Genomic DNA, 18,973 nt, shown 5'->3' with positions numbered 1-18,973 from the left:
TGTGAACACTTGCTGTCGTTTCTGCTCCACTTCGCTCTCGCTTAGCTTCGCCCTTGATTTTTGGTAAGGAGGTGATCCAACCGCAGGTTCCCCTACGGTTACCTTGTTACGACTTCACCCCAGTCATGAATCATACCGTGGTAAACGCCCCCCCGAAGGTTAAGCTATCTACTTCTGGTACAACCCACTCCCATGGTGTGACGGGCGGTGTGTACAAGGCCCGGGAACGTATTCACCGCAACATTCTGATTTGCGATTACTAGCGATTCCGACTTCATGGAGTCGAGTTGCAGACTCCAATCCGGACTTAGACGTACTTTGTGAGATTCGCTCACCATCGCTGGGTCGCTGCCCTCTGTATACGCCATTGTAGCACGTGTGTAGCCCTACTCGTAAGGGCCATGATGACTTGACGTCATCCCCACCTTCCTCCGGTTTATCACCGGCAGTCTCCTTTGAGTTCCCGACCTAATCGCTGGCAACAAAGGATAAGGGTTGCGCTCGTTGCGGGACTTAACCCAACATTTCACAACACGAGCTGACGACAGCCATGCAGCACCTGTCTCTAAGTTCCCGAAGGCACAAACTCATCTCTGAGTTCTTCTTAGGATGTCAAGAGTAGGTAAGGTTCTTCGCGTTGCATCGAATTAAACCACATGCTCCACCGCTTGTGCGGGCCCCCGTCAATTCATTTGAGTTTTAACCTTGCGGCCGTACTCCCCAGGCGGTCGATTTATCACGTTAGCTACGGGCACCAAGCTCAAAGCCCAATCCCCAAATCGACAGCGTTTACGGCGTGGACTACCAGGGTATCTAATCCTGTTTGCTCCCCACGCTTTCGCACATGAGCGTCAGTACATTCCCAAGGGGCTGCCTTCGCCTTCGGTATTCCTCCACATCTCTACGCATTTCACCGCTACACGTGGAATTCTACCCCTCCCTAAAGTACTCTAGACTCCCAGTCTGAAATGCAATTCCCAGGTTAAGCCCGGGGCTTTCACATCCCACTTAAAAGTCCGCCTGCGTGCCCTTTACGCCCAGTTATTCCGATTAACGCTCGCACCCCCCGTATTACCGCGGCTGCTGGCACGGAGTTAGCCGGTGCTTCTTCTGTAGTTAACGTCAATTGATTGCTCTATTAAAACAATCACCTTCCTCGCTACCGAAAGAACTTTACAACCCGAAGGCCTTCTTCATTCACGCGGCATGGCTGCATCAGGGTTCCCCCCATTGTGCAATATTCCCCACTGCTGCCTCCCGTAGGAGTCTGGACCGTGTCTCAGTTCCAGTGTGGCTGGTCATCCTCTCAGACCAGCTAGAGATCGTCGGCTTGGTGAGCCTTTACCCCACCAACTACCTAATCTCACTTGGGCTCATCTTATGGCAGGTGGCCCGAAAGTCCCACCCTTTAGTCCTTAGACATTACGCGGTATTAGCTACCGTTTCCAGTAGTTATCCCCCTCCATAAGCCAGATTCCCAAGCATTACTCACCCGTCCGCCACTCGTCACCCAAGGAGCAAGCTCCTCTGTGCTACCGTTCGACTTGCATGTGTTAAGCCTGCCGCCAGCGTTCAATCTGAGCCATGATCAAACTCTTCAATTCAAAAAGTTTAATCGCTCAATATGTACTGACATAAAATCGCACTTTCAAACTTAGCTCAACTTAAAAAAGTTCAGTTAAAAGAAAGTAATGAATTTCTAGTTAAGCACCTATTAAGACTTCAAAATTAAAAAAATAGTTTTAAATCAAGTCTATCAACAAGTGCCCACACAGATTGTCTGATAAATTGTTAAAGAGCAAAATAAAAAGTGGTCGGCGAGATAGGATTTGAACCTACGACCCACTGGTCCCAAACCAGTTGCGCTACCAAGCTGCGCTACTCGCCGTCAGCTACTCTAATTAAAGAGTATATTTGAAATGGGGTGGCTAATGGGATTCGAACCCACGACAACTGGAATCACAATCCAGGGCTCTACCAACTGAGCTATAGCCACCATTTTGTTGATAGTGCTGCATTGACAACTGGCGCGCTCGACAAGATTCGAACTTGCGACCTTTGGCTCCGGAGGCCAACGCTCTATCCAACTGAGCTACGAACGCTTTGATTTACATCAATAAGTTAATGCGTCGCAACGGAGGCGTATATTATAGATTTCCAACTTCCTTGTCTAGCACTTTTTCAAAAAAATTAAAAAAAACATCTTGTTTGGCTTTATTTTATTCAAAACGTGTAATAAATAGCAAATATGCTGATTTTTAGAGCTGATTCGTTACATAATAATAAGCATATTTAAGCAAATTGAGTTGTCGTTGCCAACGTGTAGGCTGACGTAATAAGCGATACAACCACTCCAGTCCTAAATTTTGCCAGATTTTAGGTGCTCTTTTTGCCTTTCCGGTAAAAACATCGTAAGTTCCCCCTACCCCCATATAGAGAGCCTGCGGATATTCTTTATAGACTTTTTGAATAAATAGCTCTTGCTTTGGCGTTCCCATTGCAACACTGATAAATTTCGCTTCACTTTGCTTAATTTGGGTAATAAGAGAGTGTTCATCTTCGGCATTAAAATATCCGTGATGCGTGCCGACAATATTAACATTCCATTTTGCTAACTTAGCTTCAATTAACGTTAAATTCTCAGAAGTGCTACCTACTAAAAAAACAGGTATATTCAACTCCCCCGCTTTTTGCATTAGCACTTCCCATAAATCTGCTCCCGCAATTCGTTCTATTTCCATATTGGGATATTTCTTTTTTATTGATTGAACAATGCTAATCCCATCTGCGTAGTTAAATTCAGCGTTATCAATCACTCTGCGTAGCTGAGGATTTTTTTCCGCATTAATCACTTTTTCCGCATTAATGGCGATCAACCTTCCTTGTTGAATACCCTGCTCATTCATTAAAAAATTTGCAAAAATTTTCTGATTTTTAACCGCTTGTAACCTAATTCCACGAATAATGACGTTATCGAACATCTTGTTTCCTACCTATTAACTTCGCTAATAGCCAACAAGCGGCAAAAACAATCGTAAAAAAGAGGAAGCGAGAGACAAAAGCGTCCATTCCCTCTCGGACTAAAACAATCAAGTTGAACAAATTACCGAAACAATATGCCTGAATTAATGCGGAATTGACTGCTTTTCCATAGGTAAAAAAGTTATCTAACATTTTAATCAAAAACGCCACAACCGCCATTCCAATCGCGATCAACCCAAATCCACCCATAATATAGAAAGAACCTAATAATGTGGGCGAAATAGCTAAGCCTGAATGATTCCCCAAAATCACTTTAGTGAAATAATTTGCCGTGTTCCAAGCAATATCGGGGCGTTCTTGCCAAACAGATTGCGGAATATAAACATAGAAATCCCGTATAATCGGCATCAAACCTTGATATTCCACATCAGAAGATAATAAGAGAGCAAGATTTTCCCAAGGCGAAAAAGTATCGCGGCTTAAATATAAGAAAGTGTAAATGGTTTCACCGACAGAAAGATCTAATTTATAGCGAGCGAGAGCGAGGAAAAACATTGCGATTACACCACTTAACCCTAGCCAAACTACAGTGGATAGCGAAAGATACTTTTGCTGCAAACCAATCAGCAAGAAAAATGCCACCGCCAATGCTAAATTTGCCCTTGTACCACCTACAGCGAAATAAGTTAATAAGCCAAATAATCCGCCGATAATCAGCACAGTCCACCACGCTTTTTTGTTCCTACATAAGAAGAAGAAAATCAGCAGAGCCGGCAATAAAAAGTAGAAAAAACGTTTTAATGCTGAAAGTACCACCCAATCTTTAGCGAACAGCTGGCTATACTTTTCTAATTTAAAGAAGAGGAAACCGTTTAAATAAAGGAAGTAGAATAACGTTGAAATGGCAACTAACGCCAACATACAAGCGGTTATTTTTGCCTGAAAATTTGCAGATGTAGTCTGAAATGGCAGTGAGAAACGGCAGCAGTAAGAATAAACCACATAATAAATCAAATAGCCTGCTCCACTTGTTGCGAACACCAACCATTGATGTTCAATGTTTGGGAGTAAGTAATCAAAGCCTAATGCCATTGCGAGAGAAAGCGGGAAGCCTGCGTAAAAGGTAATAAAATAGATCAGACTGAACAGTAAATGGAAAGTAAAGCCCGATTTCTGATAAAGCCGATAAAGTACGGTTAAAAATAGCCCTACGGAAACGAGGTAAAATCCGCCAAGAAACAGTAAATTATTCATTATGTATCAATTCAGTTAATTGTGTTTGCCATAATTTCAGATAAGTTTGAGGAAAAAACGCAATGTTGTTTTTATTTATATCACCTAATTGTTGTTTGGCAGCTTGAATTTTTGAAAATGTCATATTCTTCGCCAACAGATAAGGCACTTGCTCAGCTTGCATATCCAAACCAAACAGATTATTCGGGTGTAGCACGCAGGGAATATTCTGTTGGATCAACAAACAAATCGTACCAATGCCTTGCTGGCGTTCAAAGTTAAAATAGCCGAGATCGCATTGTGAAAGCAATAAAAGATATTCGTCAAAATCCAATTTTTCTCGCAGAATTTGCAAATTTTCCGCTAAAAATAACCGCTTGCCCTCAGCTTCCACTTGCTGAATATAACCTTCATTATTTGCCGGATAGCCCATTGGCACAATAATTCGTACGTTGTTGCCCAAACGCTGCTGGATTTCCTTTAATGCTTGAATATGATTATTAGAAGGATCGCCTGAATTGCCTAATAAAATAGTTAATTGATCATTTTTAACTCTCTGCACGCTATGTCGATCCGGCAATTTCGTTGCGAAATAGATTAACCGATCTTGTTCCGATCTTGATCTTATACGTCGCCAGACATAATCCAGATCACCCCTTGTTGCCCAAATCTGCTTTAACTTACGTTGAGCAAACCGCCTAATTGGATAAAATAATCTAAATTTCCAAGAAGCAGAGACCTCATATAAATCTGCTCCCCAAATATGCCAGATAATATTTTCTGTTGATAATTTTCCTAACACAATAGCAAACCAGATCCACAGATTAAACTGACCGTGTAAGATAAAACAAGCGGTCGGATTTTGCTGATTTTTTGCAATGAGTGCTTGAGCAATTTGTTTTTGAGTAGAAAAAGTGGTTATCTCCAAATCAGGGAAATAGGTTTTAAGCATATCCTTACCCACTACATAAAAATAATAGGAAGAAGACGGCAACGTAGGTAGCAACTCTTGTTGAAAAAACGTTAAAACACGCTGATTATGATGCGGAATATCCGAGCCTAAAATATGATAAATCGGTTGCATAACTTTGTTTCCTCTAGCCAAAAAATCCTTTTGATTTTAGCAAAAATTGACAATACTGCTGAAATTTCTTTTGTATAAATGCGACTAAAAAACATCACATTTTCAGCTAAAAAAATGCTATGATGTGCGAGTTTTTTATTTATTAATTTCGCTACGAGGAATACTTATATTATGTCGAACGCAATCGCTAACGTATCTAAACTAATTCAAGACAATGACATCAAATTTGTCTTATTAAAATTTACTGATATTAAAGGTAAAGAGCACGGAGTTTCATTACCAGTCAGTTTGGTCATCAATGATCTTGAAGACTTATTTGAGGAAGGCAAAATGTTCGACGGCTCGTCCGTTGAGGGCTGGAAAGCGATTAATAAAGCCGATATGCTTTTAATGCCAATTGCCGAAACTGCTGTTGTTGATCCTTTCGCTCGCATTCCTACCCTCACTATCCGCTGTTCAATTTACGACCCTAACACAATGCAGTCTTATGACCGCGACCCTCGCTCTATCGCTCAACGTGCAGAAAACTATTTAAAATCTACCGGTATTGCCGACAGCGTGATGTTCGGACCTGAGCCGGAATTTTTCCTGTTTGACGATGTGCGTTTCAGCACCGAGATGAACAATGTCTCATACAAAATTGATGATGTTGAAGCCGCTTGGAATACCAACCGTAAATTTGAAGACGGTAACAATGGCTATCGCCCATTGAAAAAAGGCGGCTACTGTGCGATTGCCCCAATTGATACAGCTCACGATATTCGCTCAGAAATGTGCTTACTGATGGAAGAAATGGGCTTAGTGATCGAAGCTCACCACCACGAAGTGGCAACTGCGGGTCAAAATGAGATCGCAACCCGTTTTAATAGCTTAACGTTAAAAGCGGACGAAACCCAAATTTACAAATACATCGTGCAAAATGTAGCAGTTGAACACGGTAAAACAGCCTGCTTTATGCCAAAACCGTTCGCAGGCGATAACGGTTCGGGAATGCACTGTAATATGTCGTTAAGCAAAGACGGCAAAAACGTCTTTATGGGTGATAAATACGCAGGTTTATCTGAAACTGCCCTTTACTATATCGGTGGTATCATCAAACACGCTAAAGCATTAAATGCGTTCACCAACCCAACCACAAACTCATACAAACGTTTAGTGCCGGGCTTTGAAGCTCCAGTGTTATTAGCTTATTCAGCAAGTAACCGTTCAGCCTCTATCCGTATTCCGGCAGTAACCAGCCCGAAAGCCACTCGTGTGGAAGCTCGCTTCCCAGATCCAATGGCAAACCCATACTTATGTTTTGCTGCATTATTAATGGCGGGTTTAGACGGTGTGATCAACAAAATCCACCCGGGCGATGCAATGGATAAAAACCTTTACGACTTACCGCCGGAAGAGCTGAAAGATATTCCAACAGTTGCTTCATCATTAGAAGTTGCCCTTGATGCCTTAAGCAATGATTTTGAATTCTTAACTCAAGGTGGTGTGTTCACTAAAGAATTTATTGATGCTTACATCGGCATTCGCCGTAAAGAAGTTGAGCGTGTGAATATGACCCCACACCCTGTTGAGTTTGAACTTTACTACGCTTAATAAACAAACTTAGGGCAAAAACAAACGGCTGAAAATTTCAGCCGTTTTTTATTAAATTAAGCTAGACTTGCAACCATCACCGCCTTAATTGTGTGCATTCTGTTTTCCGCTTGTTCGAATGCTACATTAGCAGGCGATTCAAATACTTCTTCAGTTACTTCAATGCCATTGGCTAATGCAGGATATTTTTCAGCAATCTCTTTGCCAATTTTAGTTTCACTATTGTGAAACGCCGGCAAACAGTGCATAAATTTCACTTTCGGGTTGCCTGTCAATTTCATTAATTCAGGCGTTACTCGGTAAGGCATTAATAAATCAATACGCTCGCCCCAGCTGTCTAATGGTTCGCCCATTGAAACCCAAACATCAGTATGCACGAAATCAACATCTTTAACCGCTTTCTCAATATCTTCAGTCACAGTAATTCTTGCCCCTGATTCTTCAGCAAATTTTTGGCACATTTCAACTAAAGCATCTTCAGGCAATAAGGCTTTCGGAGCACAAATACGCACATCCATACCTAATTTTGCACCGATTAATAATAATGAGTTCCCCATATTGTTACGGGCATCACCAATATACACATAGCTAATTTGGCTTAATGGTTTCTCGCAGTTTTCTATCATCGTTAGAACGTCCGCCAACATTTGGGTTGGGTGGAATTCATCGGTTAAGCCGTTGAATACTGGCACACCTGCATAATCAGCTAACTCTTGTACTACCGATTGCTTAAAGCCTCGATATTGAATAGCATCATACATTCTGCCTAGTACTCGGGCAGTGTCTTTCATTGATTCTTTATGCCCAATTTGGGAGGAAGTTGGGTCAATATAAGTAACGTGAGCTCCCTGATCGTAAGCCGCCACTTCGAAAGCACAACGGGTACGAGTGGAGGTTTTTTCAAAAATTAACGCAATATTTTTGCCTTTTAGCTTCTGCTGTTCAGTGCCTGCATATTTTGCACGTTTTAAATCACGAGCCAAGTCTAATAAAAAGCGAATTTCACGCTCGGTGTGATTTACTAAACTTAATAAATGTCTGTTTTTTAAGTTAAATGCCATTTTGTTTCTCCCTGTAAACATTAAAATAAAATATGCAAAATTATTGCATAAAAATTCAATTAGTGGCAACCAAAATTTTACGGTAAATAAAATTCTCCTTTACCCACTAAAATTGCTTTACCGCCAACGAAGATAGTGTGTTTCTCATCAACACTTAAAGACAAACGGTTCGGTCTATCTATTTCATCACCTTGAGAAATAGTAACATTCAATGGTGTTAGCCCTTTTGCAATATGCCACCCGCCCAAATTTGCCGCAGCTGAGCCTGTTCCCGGATCTTCCACTACCGCACCTTGTGCAGTAAAAAACAAGCGGGCTTTTACTTTATCTCCCATTCTATGCCAAATATAGAGACTATCTTTAATGGCTCTATTACCTATAAATAAATTTGCATTTATTTTGCAATTTTCGACCGCTTGTGGGGAGGATAACTCAATCAACAACTGCTCTACGCCGGTGTTTACATAGCAAGGTTCACAAGCGATATCGCTAATCTCAAGTCCTAAAATATCGGCACATTCGGCACGGCTTAGAGGGGGACTTTCCAACTTTGCTCCATTTTTTAATGCAAAGATAACTTCATTATTTTGATATTGAATTTCCACTAAACCTGCTTTGGTTTCAAGAAGGTATTCATCAGGCAGATTGAGTTGCGAATATAAAACGAAAGCTGCACCAATGGTTGGGTGTCCTGCGAAAGGCATTTCATAATCAGGCGTAAAAATTTTGAGTTTTTTGACCGCTTGTAAATAGGTAGGAGATTGAATAAAAACAACTTCGGAAAGATTAAACTGACGGGCGATAAGCTGCATTTGGCTGTCATCTAATCCATCTGCTTCATAAAATACCGCAACTGGATTGCCACCAAAATGGCTTTGTGCGAAAACATTAATTAATGAGTAAAAGTAGCTTTTCATAACACCTTTTAAAATGAATAATTATTCATTTTAGTTAAATTTTTGTTCCGCAAATTTTATCAGAGCAACCGTTTGCCTTCAAGTGAGTTATCTATTAATTGCTTAGTAATCTATTTTTCTAAGCAAAGAAATTAAATTTTCATCAAACCACCTCTTTAGAGTTAGTAATTTTTGATTTATTTCAAAGTTTAAAAAAATAATTCGAGTATACTTATTTCCAGTGATTATTTTTAAATTGAGGTTCTTATGCTTTATGCAGAATTTTTGCTTTTATTAGCATTTTTATACGCTGGTAGCCGTTACGGTGGTATCGGTTTAGGGGTTGTGTCAGGTATTGGGTTATTCGTTGAAGTCTTCTTCTTAGGAATGCCACTTTCCGCTCCACCAATCAGTGTTATGTTAGTGATTTTAGCCGTGGTAACCTGTGCTTCCATTCTTGAAGCAGCTGGCGGTTTAAAATTTATGTTGCAGATTGCAGAACGCATTTTACGCAACAATCCTAAACGTATTACGTTCTTAGGTCCACTTGTTACCTATGTGATGACCTTGATGTTAGGTACAGGTCATTCCGTTTACTCCATTATGCCGATTATCGGCGATATCGCCTTAAAAAATAAAATTCGCCCGGAACGCCCAATGGCAGCAGCCTCTGTCGCCTCTCAATTAGGGATTACCGGTAGCCCGTTATCTGCAGCGGTTGCTTATTATTTAACTGAAATTACTAAATTACCGGGCTTTGAAGGCGTTACGCTTTTAAATGTGGTAGGGGTAACTATTACCGCAACTTTCTGCGGTGTCATTGCGATGTCTTTATATAGCTTACGTCGTGGTAAAGAGCTTGAGGACGATCCTGAATTCCAACGTCGTATGCAAGACCCGGAATTACGCAAACAAATTGAAGAAACCAGTGCAACTTCGTTAGATGAACAATTACCGGCAAGTGCGAAAAATTCGGTTTACTTATTCTTAGCAGCAATTGCAACTATTGTGGTGATTGCAATGTTCCCAAGCATTAAACCAACAGTTGCGGCAACAGGCAAAGTGGCGGGAATGGATCAAATCATTCAAATCGTAATGCTGACTTTCGGTGGTTTAATTTTAGTGCTTACCAAAACCGACCCGAAAAAAGTGCCAAACGGTATTGTATTTAAATCGGGTATGGTTGCTGCAATCGCTATTTTCGGTATTGCTTGGATGAGTGATACCTACTTTACGTACGCAATGCCGGCATTTAAAGCAGGTGTAATGGAAATGGTTCAAGCCCAACCTTGGACATTTGCTTTCGCACTCTTTGCGGTGTCTGTGGTGGTAAATAGCCAAGCGGTAACAGCGAAAATGTTACTACCGGTCGGTATTGCAATGGGCTTACCAGCTCCGTTATTAGTGGGTTTAATGCCGGCTACCTATGCCTACTTCTTTATTCCAAACTATCCGTCAGATATCGCAACAGTGAACTTTGACGTAACAGGTACAACCAAAATCGGTAAATACTACTTTAACCACAGCTTTATGGCTCCGGGTTTAGTAGGTGTAATTACGGCTTGTATTGTAGGTATTACAGTCGCAAATGTGTTAATCTAGTTACATACACATAAAACAAAACACAAGCGGTCAGATTTAGTAAATTTTTTACAAAATCTGACCGCTTGTATTATAAGCTAATGAGAATTACGCTTTACCAAATAATTTTGCATCTAGCGAATATTTTCCTGCCCCAATAAAAATAAAAGTTAAGAATAAAACTGAGTAAAGACCTGCTAATTCACCACCGTTTAATAATGGAAGTAAAACATTACCTTGTGCACCGTGAACAATGAAAAACGCATACGCCATCATACCTGAAAGCAAAAATGCAGTTTGACGAGTGAATAAGCCTAAAATAAATAAAATACCACCTGCAATTTCTAAAATCCCTGCTGCACCGTAAATTGAGAAAAGAGGTACACTACCGTTGCCATTTGTCATCGACATCGGAAATTCAAAGAATTTTGCCGTACCGTGTAGCAAAAACATATAGCCTGCTACAATACGGGTAATTAAAAGGGCAAGAGGTTGTAAGTTGTTTAAAGTTGAGTTCATAAGCTTTCCTTAAAAAATAAAAGTAACTAAACAATTGAGGGCGTATTTTAAAGGAAAACATTTATTTGATAATCCATCAATTTTAAAATATATTATTTCAAATAAAGAAATAATACTAAGCTCTTGCTAACACCCAAACTTGAATTTCTTCAACATTCCATTTCAATAATTCAGCACAAATTGCATTCAACGTTGAACCTGTTGTAAGCACATCATCAACAATCGCCACTCGCTTATACCCTCTGATAGGTTGATAGCTAAAAGCCCGTTTCAAATTTTTACGGCGTTCCGCAGCGGTAAGATCTCGTTGAGAGATGGTCTTCCTCTGCCTTATTAAACTTTGATTATCCAGCGGAATATTGAGCCATTTAGCTAACCAACGGCTTAATAATTCACTTTGATTAAAACCTCTCTGCCAATATCGCTGCCAAAATAACGGTACTGGCATAATCACTTCCGGCAATCTTAAACCTTGCTCTCGTTGAGCTTGCTTTATAGCTAAAAGTAATTGCCGAGCAAGAGCCTGATCAAGCCAATATTGTTGCTGAAATTTAAATCGATGAACCCAATGAGAAAGCGGCGGCTTGTATTCTCCTACTCTCACTAATTTATGCCACTTAGGCTCACTTCTTAAACAATATCCACAATAATTACGGTACTCGATCGAACTCATTCCACAATGAGTACAGTAGGGCTGCCTTTTCATTTGTTTTTGGCAAAAACTACAAAATCCGTGAATACCAATCGCCAATGATTTATCACAGTGAAAACAACGAAAGCCGAATATATTCATTTCTGCTCCTTTTATTTGCAGATTATCAAACTTAAGTCGCTTTTTTCGGACTATTTTTGTGATCTTTCTCGAAAAAAGAGTAAAATCTTACTATTGGCAACATAAAGGAAAAGCAGATGAACACACCTCAAAAACCAATTAAAATTGTTTTTTTCGATATTGATGAAACCTTGTATGTAAAGCATAAAGCCTACATTCCTACTTCTGTTACCGAGCAAGTTTTACCTCGCCTAAAAGCAAAAGGGATTATTCCTGCTATCGCCACAGGCAGAAATCACGGTTGTTTCCCTGCAGCCTTGAAACCCTATTTAAATCCCGAAACAGGTTTTGAATTATTCGTTACGATTAATGGGCAATATAATTTCTATAAAGATCAACTCATTAGCGATTATTCTCTCAGCCGTGAGCAAATCGATCGAATTATTCGCAAAGCTAATGAATTAGGCATTATTTATGCCTTCGTAACACCGATGACGATTGCGGTTTCTGAAACTAATCCTATCGTTCACGAAGCGGTTTTACCGATTACGCCGAATTATTTGATTGATCCGCACTACCACGAAAAAGAGCATATTGTGCAAATGCTGCTGTTTTATACCAAAGAGCAACAACAAGCGGTCGAAAATAGCGGAATTTTTGCAAATGATTTAAAAGAGGCTCGCTGGCACCCGAATGCGGTGGATATTCTAAGAAAAGAGAACTCAAAAGCCCGTGGTATTCAAGATGTGCTGACAAAATTTGGGATCGATATTGAAAGCTCAATGGCATTTGGCGATGGTATCAATGATTTGGAAATGTTACCGACGGTTGGATTTGGTGTCGCAATGGGAAATGGCGAACCTGAGCTAAAAGCAGTGGCTGATTTCATTACAAAACCGATTGAAGAAGATGGTATTTTATACGCATTAGAAACACTACACATTATTTAAATAAAAAGCGGTTGTAAATTTTTATGGATTTACAACCGCTTGTAATCAAACAATCACATCAATAAATATCAGAGCAGTTTTGCTCTAAATACACAATTGAAGATATGAAAAAACCTCGCTTAAAGCGAGGTTTTCTTATTTTCATTTTGAAATGATTAGTCAGCAATGATGCTTACATATTTACGGCTTTTCTCACCTTTCACTTCAAATTTAACTTTACCGTCTGCAGTTGCAAATAAAGTGTGGTCTTTACCCATACCTACATTTGAACCTGCGTGGAATTTAGTACCACGCTGACGAACGATAATGCTACCTGCTAATACAGATTCACCACCAAAACGTTTAACACCAAGGCGTTTAGCTTCAGAATCACGACCGTTACGAGTTGAACCACCAGCTTTTTTAGTTGCCATCTTCTAGATCTCCTCTGAAATTATGCTTGAATCCCAGTGATTTTCACTTCTGTGAACCACTGACGATGACCTTGTTGTTTACGGCTGTGTTTACGACGACGGAATTTAACGATTTTAACTTTCTCGCCACGACCTTGTGCTACAACTTCAGCCACTACTTTCGCACCAGCAACTACCGGTGCACCGATTTTAACATCTTCGCCATTAACGACCATTAAAACTGAATCGAATTCAACTTTCTCACCAGTTGCGATTTCAAGTTTTTCTAAACGAACTACTTGACCTTCGCTTACACGGTGTTGTTTGCCGCCACTTTGGAAAACTGCGTACATATTTACTCCGCTATGTGCCATCTGCTTTTGCGTTTAGGCACTTAATTAATTCATAAAAATAGGGTTGCAATTCTACGGAAAAACATTCAAAAGAGCAAGCAGGATTTTAATAAAATCTTTAAAATTTTGTTATCTCGCTTTTTAGACTAACTATTTTGATCTTTTTTCTGATCTCACAACCCCAAAGATCGTTATTTTAGTTCAACCGCATATTCTTCCAGTTTTGGCATTTCTTTGACTAAGCCTTGCGATTTTAAAAATTCTGCCATTCTAGTGTAACGATGAGCATCTAATGCTCTAGGGCGATGTGCAAGACGAGGTAAAGTATCAGCCCACGCACGGCGGTTTAATTCATTATTTAACTCTTGTGGTTTATAACTGACAAACTCTTCCCACGCAGTTTGTGGGTGATTGAGCGTGTAGATGGTAGCTTTCTCTAAAGCGGTCAAAAAAGCAGAAAATTTTGCATCTTGTGCTTTGTCTTTATGAGCAACTAAAATCAATTCATCATAAGCAGGTACACCGTGTTCTTCAGGGAAGAAGGCTTTCCCTTTTTGATGTTCTAATGCAAGTTGATTTAGCTCGAAATTACGAAAAGCCCCAATTACCGCATCAACTTGCCCCGAAAGTAATGATGGTGAGAGCGACCAGTTCACATTAATCAGCTCAACATCATTTTCTTTCAAATCAACCGAAGAGAGCATTGCTTTAAGTAACGCATCTTCAAATCCGCTAACGGAATAACCAATCTTCTTACCTTTCAGATCGGCAATGGTATTGATCTTGCCGTTATCCAGCACGACAAGACTATTCAGAGGAGTGGCAACCAATGTACCTATACGGCTTAGAGGCAAACCTTGTGCCACTTGTTGTTGAAGCTGCGGCTGATAATCCACCGCTAAATCTGCCTTACCTGCGGCAACTAATTTAGGTGGCATAGAAGGATCAGCTGGTTCAATAATTTCAACCTCCAAACCTTGTTCGGCAAAATAACCTTTTTGTTGTGCCACAATAATAGCAGCGTGATCAGGATTTACAAACCAATCTAACATTAAGCTGATTTTTTCTTTTGCCATTAGGCTATTTGCTGAAAGCAGTGCTGCAATAGCAAATAAAGTACGATGAAGTTTCATAAATGTCTCCTTTTTAGTTAGCTTAAATCCAGCCCCATTTGCCAAAATGCGGCTTCCATACGGCTGGCGGTATTGAAAATTTGTTGTAATTCAGCTTTTCGTGTTTCATTTAAAGGTTCATAGAGTTTAGTCAAATAATCAGCAAAGGCTTGGCTGTCTTGCTGAAACCCACTTGATGCGTAAGTATCAATCCAACTTTGATAAGGATTATTCGCTACAGAATAAGGAGCAATGCGGCGAGCAATTTCAGCATAGCCAATCGTACAAGGAGCAAGTGCGGTATAAAGCTCCGCTAATCCACCTTTCATTCCGCAATCTAAAACATAACGAGTGTAGGCAACACAAGCGGGAGATTCTTCCGTTGCAAAAAGCTCTTCCTCTTTAATGCCCCATTGCTTGCAATAATCAATATGTAATTGAATTTCGCTCAGTAGTCCTTCATTCATTTTTTGGGCGAAATGAATATCTTCAAACCGTTCAGCTTTGAAAATACCGATTGAAATTGCTCGGCTATATTGAAATAAAAAACGATAATCTTGCTTTAAATAGTGTTGAAAACAGTGTTTGGGTAACGTGCCATTAGCAAGTTGTTTCACAAAATCGTGATCAATATAATCAAGCCAATATTGCCCTGCTTTTTCGGTCAATGTTTGAACAATAGACATAAATTCTCCTTTTTATTAATGTAAATGTGCAGCCCAAGGTACAAGGCGTTTAAGTAATTTATCGGTAACAAAGTAGAGTAATAATGCAATCACAAGCAAAATAAAAAGAGCGGCAAACATCAAGTCTGTCTGCATACGAGCGTTAGCGTGGAGCATTAAGTAGCCTAAACCTTGTGATGAACCTACCCATTCCCCCACAATCGCCCCAATAGGTGCAACTGACACTGCAATACGTAAACCTGAAGCCAGTGATGGCAAAGCAGCAGGGAGCTGAACTTTAAATAACATTGCAATAGGTGAAATCTCTAAGGTTTTTGCCAAATCCAACCAAGTTTTTGGTGTATTGCGTAACCCATCAAAACAGGCAGCAGTTACAGGGAAGTAAATAATCAGCACCGTCATCACAATTTTGGAAGCAAGCCCATAACCAAACCACAACACGAGCAGAGGGGCAATGGCAAACACAGGAATAGCTTGAGAAATAACAAGTAAAGGCAATAAGAATTTAGACAACTGCTTATAGCGAGTCAGTAACAATGCTGAGCCTAACCCGAACAAAAAGCCGAGCAACAACCCTAATGCAATTTCCAATAACGTGATTTGAGCGTGAGTTGCAAGAAGCGGAGCATTTTCAATTAACTTTTGCCAAACCGTAAGCGGTGAAGGCAACATATAAGCAGGCATTCCACCAAAACTAACCGCCCCTTGCCAAAGAGCAAGCAAGCTAAATGCAATCACAAGCGGTCGAAAAAGTGAAATTTTTTGCAAAAAGGAACGCATTATTCTCCTCCGCCGGTTAATTCATTAAATAATTGTTGCTGTAATACCCATTGCCGGTGATTGTTAAGTTCTCGTGGTCTGCCGCCCTCTAGGGCAATAGTTAGAGCAATTTCAGCAGGTTGATGACGTAAAATGCGAATTTCATCGCTTACACGAATTGCTTCTTGCGGATCGTGCGTAATCAACAACACCGTTTTATCTCGCAAAAACTCAACGGCAAGGGCTTGTAATTGATGGCGAGTTACTGCATCAAGGGCGGAGAATGGCTCATCCATTAAAATGAGATTTGCCTCTTGCATTAACGTGCGAGCTAACGCCACTCGTTGCCGCTGACCGCCCGAAAGTTGATAACAACGCTTATGCAAATGCTCACCTAGCCCGACTTGCTCAAGCAGGCTTATCGCTTTTTCTTGACTTTCTGCTGATTTTTGACCACTTAAATGAGCCTGTAACTGAACGTTGTCAATCATTGATAACCACGGATAAAGCGAGTCGGTTTGAGCTAACCACGCAATACGAGTGTCGGGAGCAAAAGAGATTTCACCCGCTTGTATCGCCTCATTCTCTAACCCGGCAATAATGCGTAAAAGTGTTGATTTTCCAACACCACTTGCTCCTAACAGACTGGTCCAACTTCCTTTTTTAAGTTGAAAGTTAAAATGTTGAAATAGCACTTGCTCGCCAAATGTTAAGCAAAGATTGCGGATTTCAATGTGCATAATGCCTCCAAATCAACGATTTAGAGTACGGCTAAAAAAGGCGGAAAAAGATGAAAGAATAAAGATAGGGATTGAGTTTGGCATAATTAGTTTCCTACGGCAGTATTAACTGAATCAGGTTCACGGGTATTATCTCAGCTGCAAACAGCACCCCGACTAAAATTAGTTCAAGTCTAAGAAAATTTAGCCTGATATGCAAATACTTTCTAAAATTATTCTTTTTGAAGACAGGCTGATTTAGGGTAGAATGTGGAACAAGTTTTACCTCTTAAATGGAAACAAATGGCTACGCAATTAACTCTCGAACAAATCCAAGCCCTTGCAAATGAAGATATGCAAGCGGTAAACGCAGAAATTTTGGCTCAACTTAATTCGGAAGTCTTATTGATTAACCAACTTGGGCATTACATTATCGCAGGCGGTGGCAAACGCATTCGCCCGTTAATTTCGGTGCTTGCTGCCCGTGCGTTAGGTTATCAAGGTAAAAAACATATTACAGCGGCAGCCTTTATTGAGTTTGTACATACAGCAACATTATTACACGATGATGTGGTGGACGAATCAGACAAACGTCGTGGGCGAGATACTGCAAATGCGGTGTTTGGCAATGCAGCAAGCGTGTTAGTGGGCGATTATATCTACACTCGTTCTTTTCAAATGATGACGGATTTAGACTCGCTTCGTGTGTTAAAAGTAATGTCTTCAGCAACCAATGCGTTGGCAGAAGGTGAAGTTCAGCAATTAATGAATGTGAACGACCCAAACACCACAGAAGCAAACTATATGCGTGTGATTTACAACAAAACCGCACGTTTGTTTGAAGCTGCGACTCAATGTGTGGCAATTGCCGCACAAGCAAGCGAAGAAATCGAAAACGGCTTAAAAGAGTACGGTTGTTATTTAGGCACGGCATTCCAACTTGTTGATGATATTTTAGACTACTCCGCCCAAAGCGAGAGTTTAGGTAAAAACGTGGGCGATGACTTTGTGGAAGGCAAACCAACGCTTCCGCTCTTACACGCAATGCACGCAGCGGAAAAAGCAAGCAAAACCGCTCAAGTGGAGCTGATCCGCAATGCAATTGAAAACGGTGGTGAATTGGAGCAAATTCCAGACGTTTTAGCCATTATGACGGAACACAAATCTCTCGACTACGCAATGCAAAAAGCCCGAGAGGAAGCCCAAAAAGCGGTTGATGCGTTAGCCGTATTGCCTGAGAGCGAATATAAACAAGCATTGATTTCATTGGCATATTTGTCGGTGGATAGATCCTATTAATTTGCAAAAAATCAGATAAATTTAACCACTTGTAGGGGCGGGTTCTGTGCCTGCCCTAATATTTACGATAATTTATGGGTGGCACAGAACCCGCTCCTACGAAAAATGACAGAACAAAACCAACAACCCCAAGAACACATTGAAAGCGTGCGTGCTAGACGCAGAGCTCAAAATCAAAAAAAAGACCCAAACGCCCCGTTTGTGCGTGAGAAATTAACTCTTCCGAACGGACACAATAAGTTGCTGTTGCACTCTTGCTGTGCCCCGTGTTCGGGCGAAGTGATGGAAGCAATTCACGCCTCCGGCATTGAATTTACGATCTATTTCTATAACCCGAACATCCACCCACTCAAAGAGTATCTAATCCGCAAGGAAGAAAATATTCGTTTTGCTGAAAAGTGGAATATCCCGTTTATTGATTTGGATGATGACTACGAAAACGACCGCAAAGAGTGGTTTAAAAAAGCCAAAGGGATGGAATGGGAACCCGAGCGTGGCATCCGCTGCACAATGTGTTTTGATATGCGTTTTGAAAAAGCGGCAGAATACGCCCACAACAACGGCTTCCCGGTCTTTACCAGTTGCTTAGGTATTTCTCGCTGGAAAGATATGAACCAAATCAACGACTGCGGACACCGTGCGGCAGCGAAATTTGATGATGTGGTTTACTGGGATTACAACTGGCGAAAAGGCGGCGGCTCACAGCGAATGATCGAAATCAGCAAACGAGAACGCTTCTATCAGCAGGAATATTGCGGTTGCGTTTATTCCCTGCGTGATAGCAACAAATGGCGATTAGAAACTGGGCGTGAGCGAATTGAGATCGGCAAGCTTTATTACTCGCCGGATTAATTTAAACGTAGGGGCGAATGGCAATTCGCCCTTACAAGCGATCAGATTTCACCAAAAATTTGCAAGATTACATCGTAGGGGCACATTGCAATTTGCCCCTACAGGTTACAATTTATAAAGAGGAATAAAA

At 40.7% G+C, this 18,973-nt stretch carries 18 protein-coding genes, 3 tRNA genes, 1 rRNA gene and 1 riboswitch; of the genes, 5 read left to right on the top strand and 17 right to left on the bottom strand.

The features are described 5' to 3' along the window. Nucleotides 1-64: 64 nt before the first annotated feature. The 7 genes from ICJ55_RS03530 to ICJ55_RS03500 all read right to left on the bottom strand — a co-directional run bounded on the left by ICJ55_RS03530 (nucleotide 65) and on the right by ICJ55_RS03500 (nucleotide 5,299). Nucleotides 65-1,604 (bottom strand): 16S ribosomal RNA (locus ICJ55_RS03530). A gap of 207 nt (nucleotides 1,605-1,811) precedes the next feature. Further along, a tRNA-Pro gene (locus ICJ55_RS03525) sits at nucleotides 1,812-1,888 on the bottom strand. Nucleotides 1,889-1,920: 32 nt separating this feature from the next. Further along, nucleotides 1,921-1,996, bottom strand: a tRNA-His gene (locus tag ICJ55_RS03520). A gap of 29 nt (nucleotides 1,997-2,025) precedes the next feature. Continuing rightward, nucleotides 2,026-2,102 (bottom strand) — tRNA-Arg (locus ICJ55_RS03515). A gap of 156 nt (nucleotides 2,103-2,258) precedes the next feature. After that, the gene (wecG, locus tag ICJ55_RS03510; protein WP_188157336.1) at nucleotides 2,259-2,981 is read right to left on the bottom strand and encodes a lipopolysaccharide N-acetylmannosaminouronosyltransferase; all 723 of its coding nucleotides are present in this window, start codon (nucleotides 2,979-2,981) and stop codon (nucleotides 2,259-2,261) included. After that, complete coding sequence (locus ICJ55_RS03505) at nucleotides 2,971-4,236, bottom strand: WzyE family oligosaccharide polymerase (RefSeq protein ID WP_188157335.1); 1,266 nt, start codon at nucleotides 4,234-4,236, stop codon at nucleotides 2,971-2,973. Before ICJ55_RS03505 ends, wecG begins: the two co-directional genes overlap by 11 nt. Beyond that, nucleotides 4,229-5,299: a TDP-N-acetylfucosamine:lipid II N-acetylfucosaminyltransferase family protein gene (locus ICJ55_RS03500; RefSeq protein ID WP_188157334.1), complete on the bottom strand. Its 1,071-nt coding sequence runs from the start codon at nucleotides 5,297-5,299 to the stop codon at nucleotides 4,229-4,231. The genes ICJ55_RS03505 and ICJ55_RS03500 overlap by 8 nt, the downstream gene beginning before the upstream one ends. A gap of 171 nt (nucleotides 5,300-5,470) precedes the next feature. On the opposite strand from ICJ55_RS03500, the gene glnA reads away from it, so the two are divergent. Continuing rightward, the gene (gene glnA, locus ICJ55_RS03495) at nucleotides 5,471-6,892 is read left to right on the top strand and encodes a type I glutamate--ammonia ligase (RefSeq protein ID WP_188157333.1); all 1,422 of its coding nucleotides are present in this window, start codon (nucleotides 5,471-5,473) and stop codon (nucleotides 6,890-6,892) included. Nucleotides 6,893-6,948: 56 nt separating this feature from the next. On the opposite strand, the gene ICJ55_RS03490 is transcribed toward glnA, so the two are convergent. Both ICJ55_RS03490 and ICJ55_RS03485 read right to left on the bottom strand, forming a co-directional pair. Continuing rightward, nucleotides 6,949-7,953, bottom strand: a complete 1,005-nt coding sequence (locus ICJ55_RS03490; RefSeq protein ID WP_188157332.1) for an ornithine carbamoyltransferase — start codon at nucleotides 7,951-7,953, stop codon at nucleotides 6,949-6,951. A 77-nt stretch (nucleotides 7,954-8,030) separates the two neighbouring features. Beyond that, nucleotides 8,031-8,870, bottom strand: coding sequence for a PhzF family phenazine biosynthesis protein (locus ICJ55_RS03485; RefSeq protein WP_188157331.1), 840 nt, complete (start codon nucleotides 8,868-8,870; stop codon nucleotides 8,031-8,033). A gap of 246 nt (nucleotides 8,871-9,116) precedes the next feature. Here ICJ55_RS03485 and ICJ55_RS03480 point away from each other — a divergent pair, with 246 nt between their 5' ends. Continuing rightward, the gene (locus ICJ55_RS03480) at nucleotides 9,117-10,451 is read left to right on the top strand and encodes an anaerobic C4-dicarboxylate transporter (RefSeq protein ID WP_188157330.1); all 1,335 of its coding nucleotides are present in this window, start codon (nucleotides 9,117-9,119) and stop codon (nucleotides 10,449-10,451) included. 87 nt (nucleotides 10,452-10,538) lie between these two features. Here the strand turns inward: ICJ55_RS03480 and ICJ55_RS03475 are convergent, their stop codons facing one another. Next, nucleotides 10,539-10,949, bottom strand: coding sequence for a DoxX family protein (locus tag ICJ55_RS03475; protein WP_188157329.1), 411 nt, complete (start codon nucleotides 10,947-10,949; stop codon nucleotides 10,539-10,541). A gap of 115 nt (nucleotides 10,950-11,064) precedes the next feature. Next, complete coding sequence (locus tag ICJ55_RS03470; protein WP_188157328.1) at nucleotides 11,065-11,742, bottom strand: phosphoribosyltransferase family protein; 678 nt, start codon at nucleotides 11,740-11,742, stop codon at nucleotides 11,065-11,067. 116 nt (nucleotides 11,743-11,858) lie between these two features. On the opposite strand from ICJ55_RS03470, the gene ICJ55_RS03465 reads away from it, so the two are divergent. After that, nucleotides 11,859-12,671 carry a Cof-type HAD-IIB family hydrolase gene (locus ICJ55_RS03465; RefSeq protein ID WP_188157327.1) on the top strand — a complete coding sequence of 271 codons (813 nt, stop codon included), beginning with the start codon at nucleotides 11,859-11,861 and terminating at the stop codon, nucleotides 12,669-12,671. 155 nt (nucleotides 12,672-12,826) lie between these two features. On the opposite strand, the gene rpmA is transcribed toward ICJ55_RS03465, so the two are convergent. From rpmA to ICJ55_RS03435, 6 genes are all read right to left on the bottom strand, one after another. Beyond that, nucleotides 12,827-13,084 carry a 50S ribosomal protein L27 gene (gene rpmA, locus ICJ55_RS03460; RefSeq protein ID WP_006249511.1) on the bottom strand — a complete coding sequence of 86 codons (258 nt, stop codon included), beginning with the start codon at nucleotides 13,082-13,084 and terminating at the stop codon, nucleotides 12,827-12,829. Nucleotides 13,085-13,104: 20 nt separating this feature from the next. Next, on the bottom strand, nucleotides 13,105-13,416 hold the full coding sequence (gene rplU, locus ICJ55_RS03455; RefSeq protein ID WP_025218095.1) for a 50S ribosomal protein L21: 312 nt from the start codon (nucleotides 13,414-13,416) through the stop codon (nucleotides 13,105-13,107). Nucleotides 13,417-13,607: 191 nt separating this feature from the next. After that, a complete protein-coding gene (locus ICJ55_RS03450) occupies nucleotides 13,608-14,549 on the bottom strand; it encodes an ABC transporter substrate-binding protein (protein WP_188157326.1) in 942 nt (313 codons plus the stop codon). 17 nt (nucleotides 14,550-14,566) lie between these two features. Then, the gene (gene tenA / locus ICJ55_RS03445; protein WP_188157325.1) at nucleotides 14,567-15,214 is read right to left on the bottom strand and encodes a thiaminase II; all 648 of its coding nucleotides are present in this window, start codon (nucleotides 15,212-15,214) and stop codon (nucleotides 14,567-14,569) included. 15 nt (nucleotides 15,215-15,229) lie between these two features. Further along, nucleotides 15,230-15,994: an ABC transporter permease gene (locus ICJ55_RS03440; protein ID WP_188157324.1), complete on the bottom strand. Its 765-nt coding sequence runs from the start codon at nucleotides 15,992-15,994 to the stop codon at nucleotides 15,230-15,232. Then, nucleotides 15,994-16,713 (bottom strand): ABC transporter ATP-binding protein, encoded by a 720-nt coding sequence (locus tag ICJ55_RS03435; protein ID WP_188157323.1) that lies wholly within the window; start codon nucleotides 16,711-16,713, stop codon nucleotides 15,994-15,996. The genes ICJ55_RS03440 and ICJ55_RS03435 overlap by 1 nt, the downstream gene beginning before the upstream one ends. Before the next feature lie 74 nt (nucleotides 16,714-16,787). Beyond that, a riboswitch (TPP riboswitch) is annotated at nucleotides 16,788-16,878 on the bottom strand. 117 nt (nucleotides 16,879-16,995) lie between these two features. Between ICJ55_RS03435 and ispB the strand changes: the two genes are divergently transcribed. Continuing rightward, nucleotides 16,996-17,991, top strand: coding sequence for an octaprenyl diphosphate synthase (ispB, locus tag ICJ55_RS03430; RefSeq protein WP_188157322.1), 996 nt, complete (start codon nucleotides 16,996-16,998; stop codon nucleotides 17,989-17,991). A gap of 105 nt (nucleotides 17,992-18,096) precedes the next feature. Next, nucleotides 18,097-18,843 (top strand): epoxyqueuosine reductase QueH, encoded by a 747-nt coding sequence (locus tag ICJ55_RS03425; RefSeq protein WP_188157321.1) that lies wholly within the window; start codon nucleotides 18,097-18,099, stop codon nucleotides 18,841-18,843. Nucleotides 18,844-18,973: the final 130 nt, after the last annotated feature.

Origin of the sequence: Mannheimia bovis (assembly GCF_014541205.1) — a bacterium.
Lineage (GTDB): Bacteria > Pseudomonadota > Gammaproteobacteria > Enterobacterales > Pasteurellaceae > Mannheimia > Mannheimia bovis.
This window is presented reverse-complemented; position numbering and strand designations above follow the sequence as displayed.

Bases quoted from the DNA above. Each gene is read 5' to 3' on its own strand.
- wecG (WP_188157336.1), bottom strand. From the start codon at position 2,981: ATGTTCGATAACGTCATTATTCGTGGAATTAGGTTACAAGCGGTTAAA.
- ICJ55_RS03505 (WP_188157335.1), bottom strand. From the start codon at position 4,236: ATGAATAATTTACTGTTTCTTGGCGGATTTTACCTCGTTTCCGTAGGG.
- ICJ55_RS03500 (WP_188157334.1), bottom strand. From the start codon at position 5,299: ATGCAACCGATTTATCATATTTTAGGCTCGGATATTCCGCATCATAAT.
- glnA (WP_188157333.1), top strand. From the start codon at position 5,471: ATGTCGAACGCAATCGCTAACGTATCTAAACTAATTCAAGACAATGAC.
- ICJ55_RS03490 (WP_188157332.1), bottom strand. From the start codon at position 7,953: ATGGCATTTAACTTAAAAAACAGACATTTATTAAGTTTAGTAAATCAC.
- ICJ55_RS03485 (WP_188157331.1), bottom strand. From the start codon at position 8,870: ATGAAAAGCTACTTTTACTCATTAATTAATGTTTTCGCACAAAGCCAT.
- ICJ55_RS03480 (WP_188157330.1), top strand. From the start codon at position 9,117: ATGCTTTATGCAGAATTTTTGCTTTTATTAGCATTTTTATACGCTGGT.
- ICJ55_RS03475 (WP_188157329.1), bottom strand. From the start codon at position 10,949: ATGAACTCAACTTTAAACAACTTACAACCTCTTGCCCTTTTAATTACC.
- ICJ55_RS03470 (WP_188157328.1), bottom strand. From the start codon at position 11,742: ATGAATATATTCGGCTTTCGTTGTTTTCACTGTGATAAATCATTGGCG.
- ICJ55_RS03465 (WP_188157327.1), top strand. From the start codon at position 11,859: ATGAACACACCTCAAAAACCAATTAAAATTGTTTTTTTCGATATTGAT.
- rpmA (WP_006249511.1), bottom strand. From the start codon at position 13,084: ATGGCAACTAAAAAAGCTGGTGGTTCAACTCGTAACGGTCGTGATTCT.
- rplU (WP_025218095.1), bottom strand. From the start codon at position 13,416: ATGTACGCAGTTTTCCAAAGTGGCGGCAAACAACACCGTGTAAGCGAA.
- ICJ55_RS03450 (WP_188157326.1), bottom strand. From the start codon at position 14,549: ATGAAACTTCATCGTACTTTATTTGCTATTGCAGCACTGCTTTCAGCA.
- tenA (WP_188157325.1), bottom strand. From the start codon at position 15,214: ATGTCTATTGTTCAAACATTGACCGAAAAAGCAGGGCAATATTGGCTT.
- ICJ55_RS03440 (WP_188157324.1), bottom strand. From the start codon at position 15,994: ATGCGTTCCTTTTTGCAAAAAATTTCACTTTTTCGACCGCTTGTGATT.
- ICJ55_RS03435 (WP_188157323.1), bottom strand. From the start codon at position 16,713: ATGCACATTGAAATCCGCAATCTTTGCTTAACATTTGGCGAGCAAGTG.
- ispB (WP_188157322.1), top strand. From the start codon at position 16,996: ATGGCTACGCAATTAACTCTCGAACAAATCCAAGCCCTTGCAAATGAA.
- ICJ55_RS03425 (WP_188157321.1), top strand. From the start codon at position 18,097: ATGACAGAACAAAACCAACAACCCCAAGAACACATTGAAAGCGTGCGT.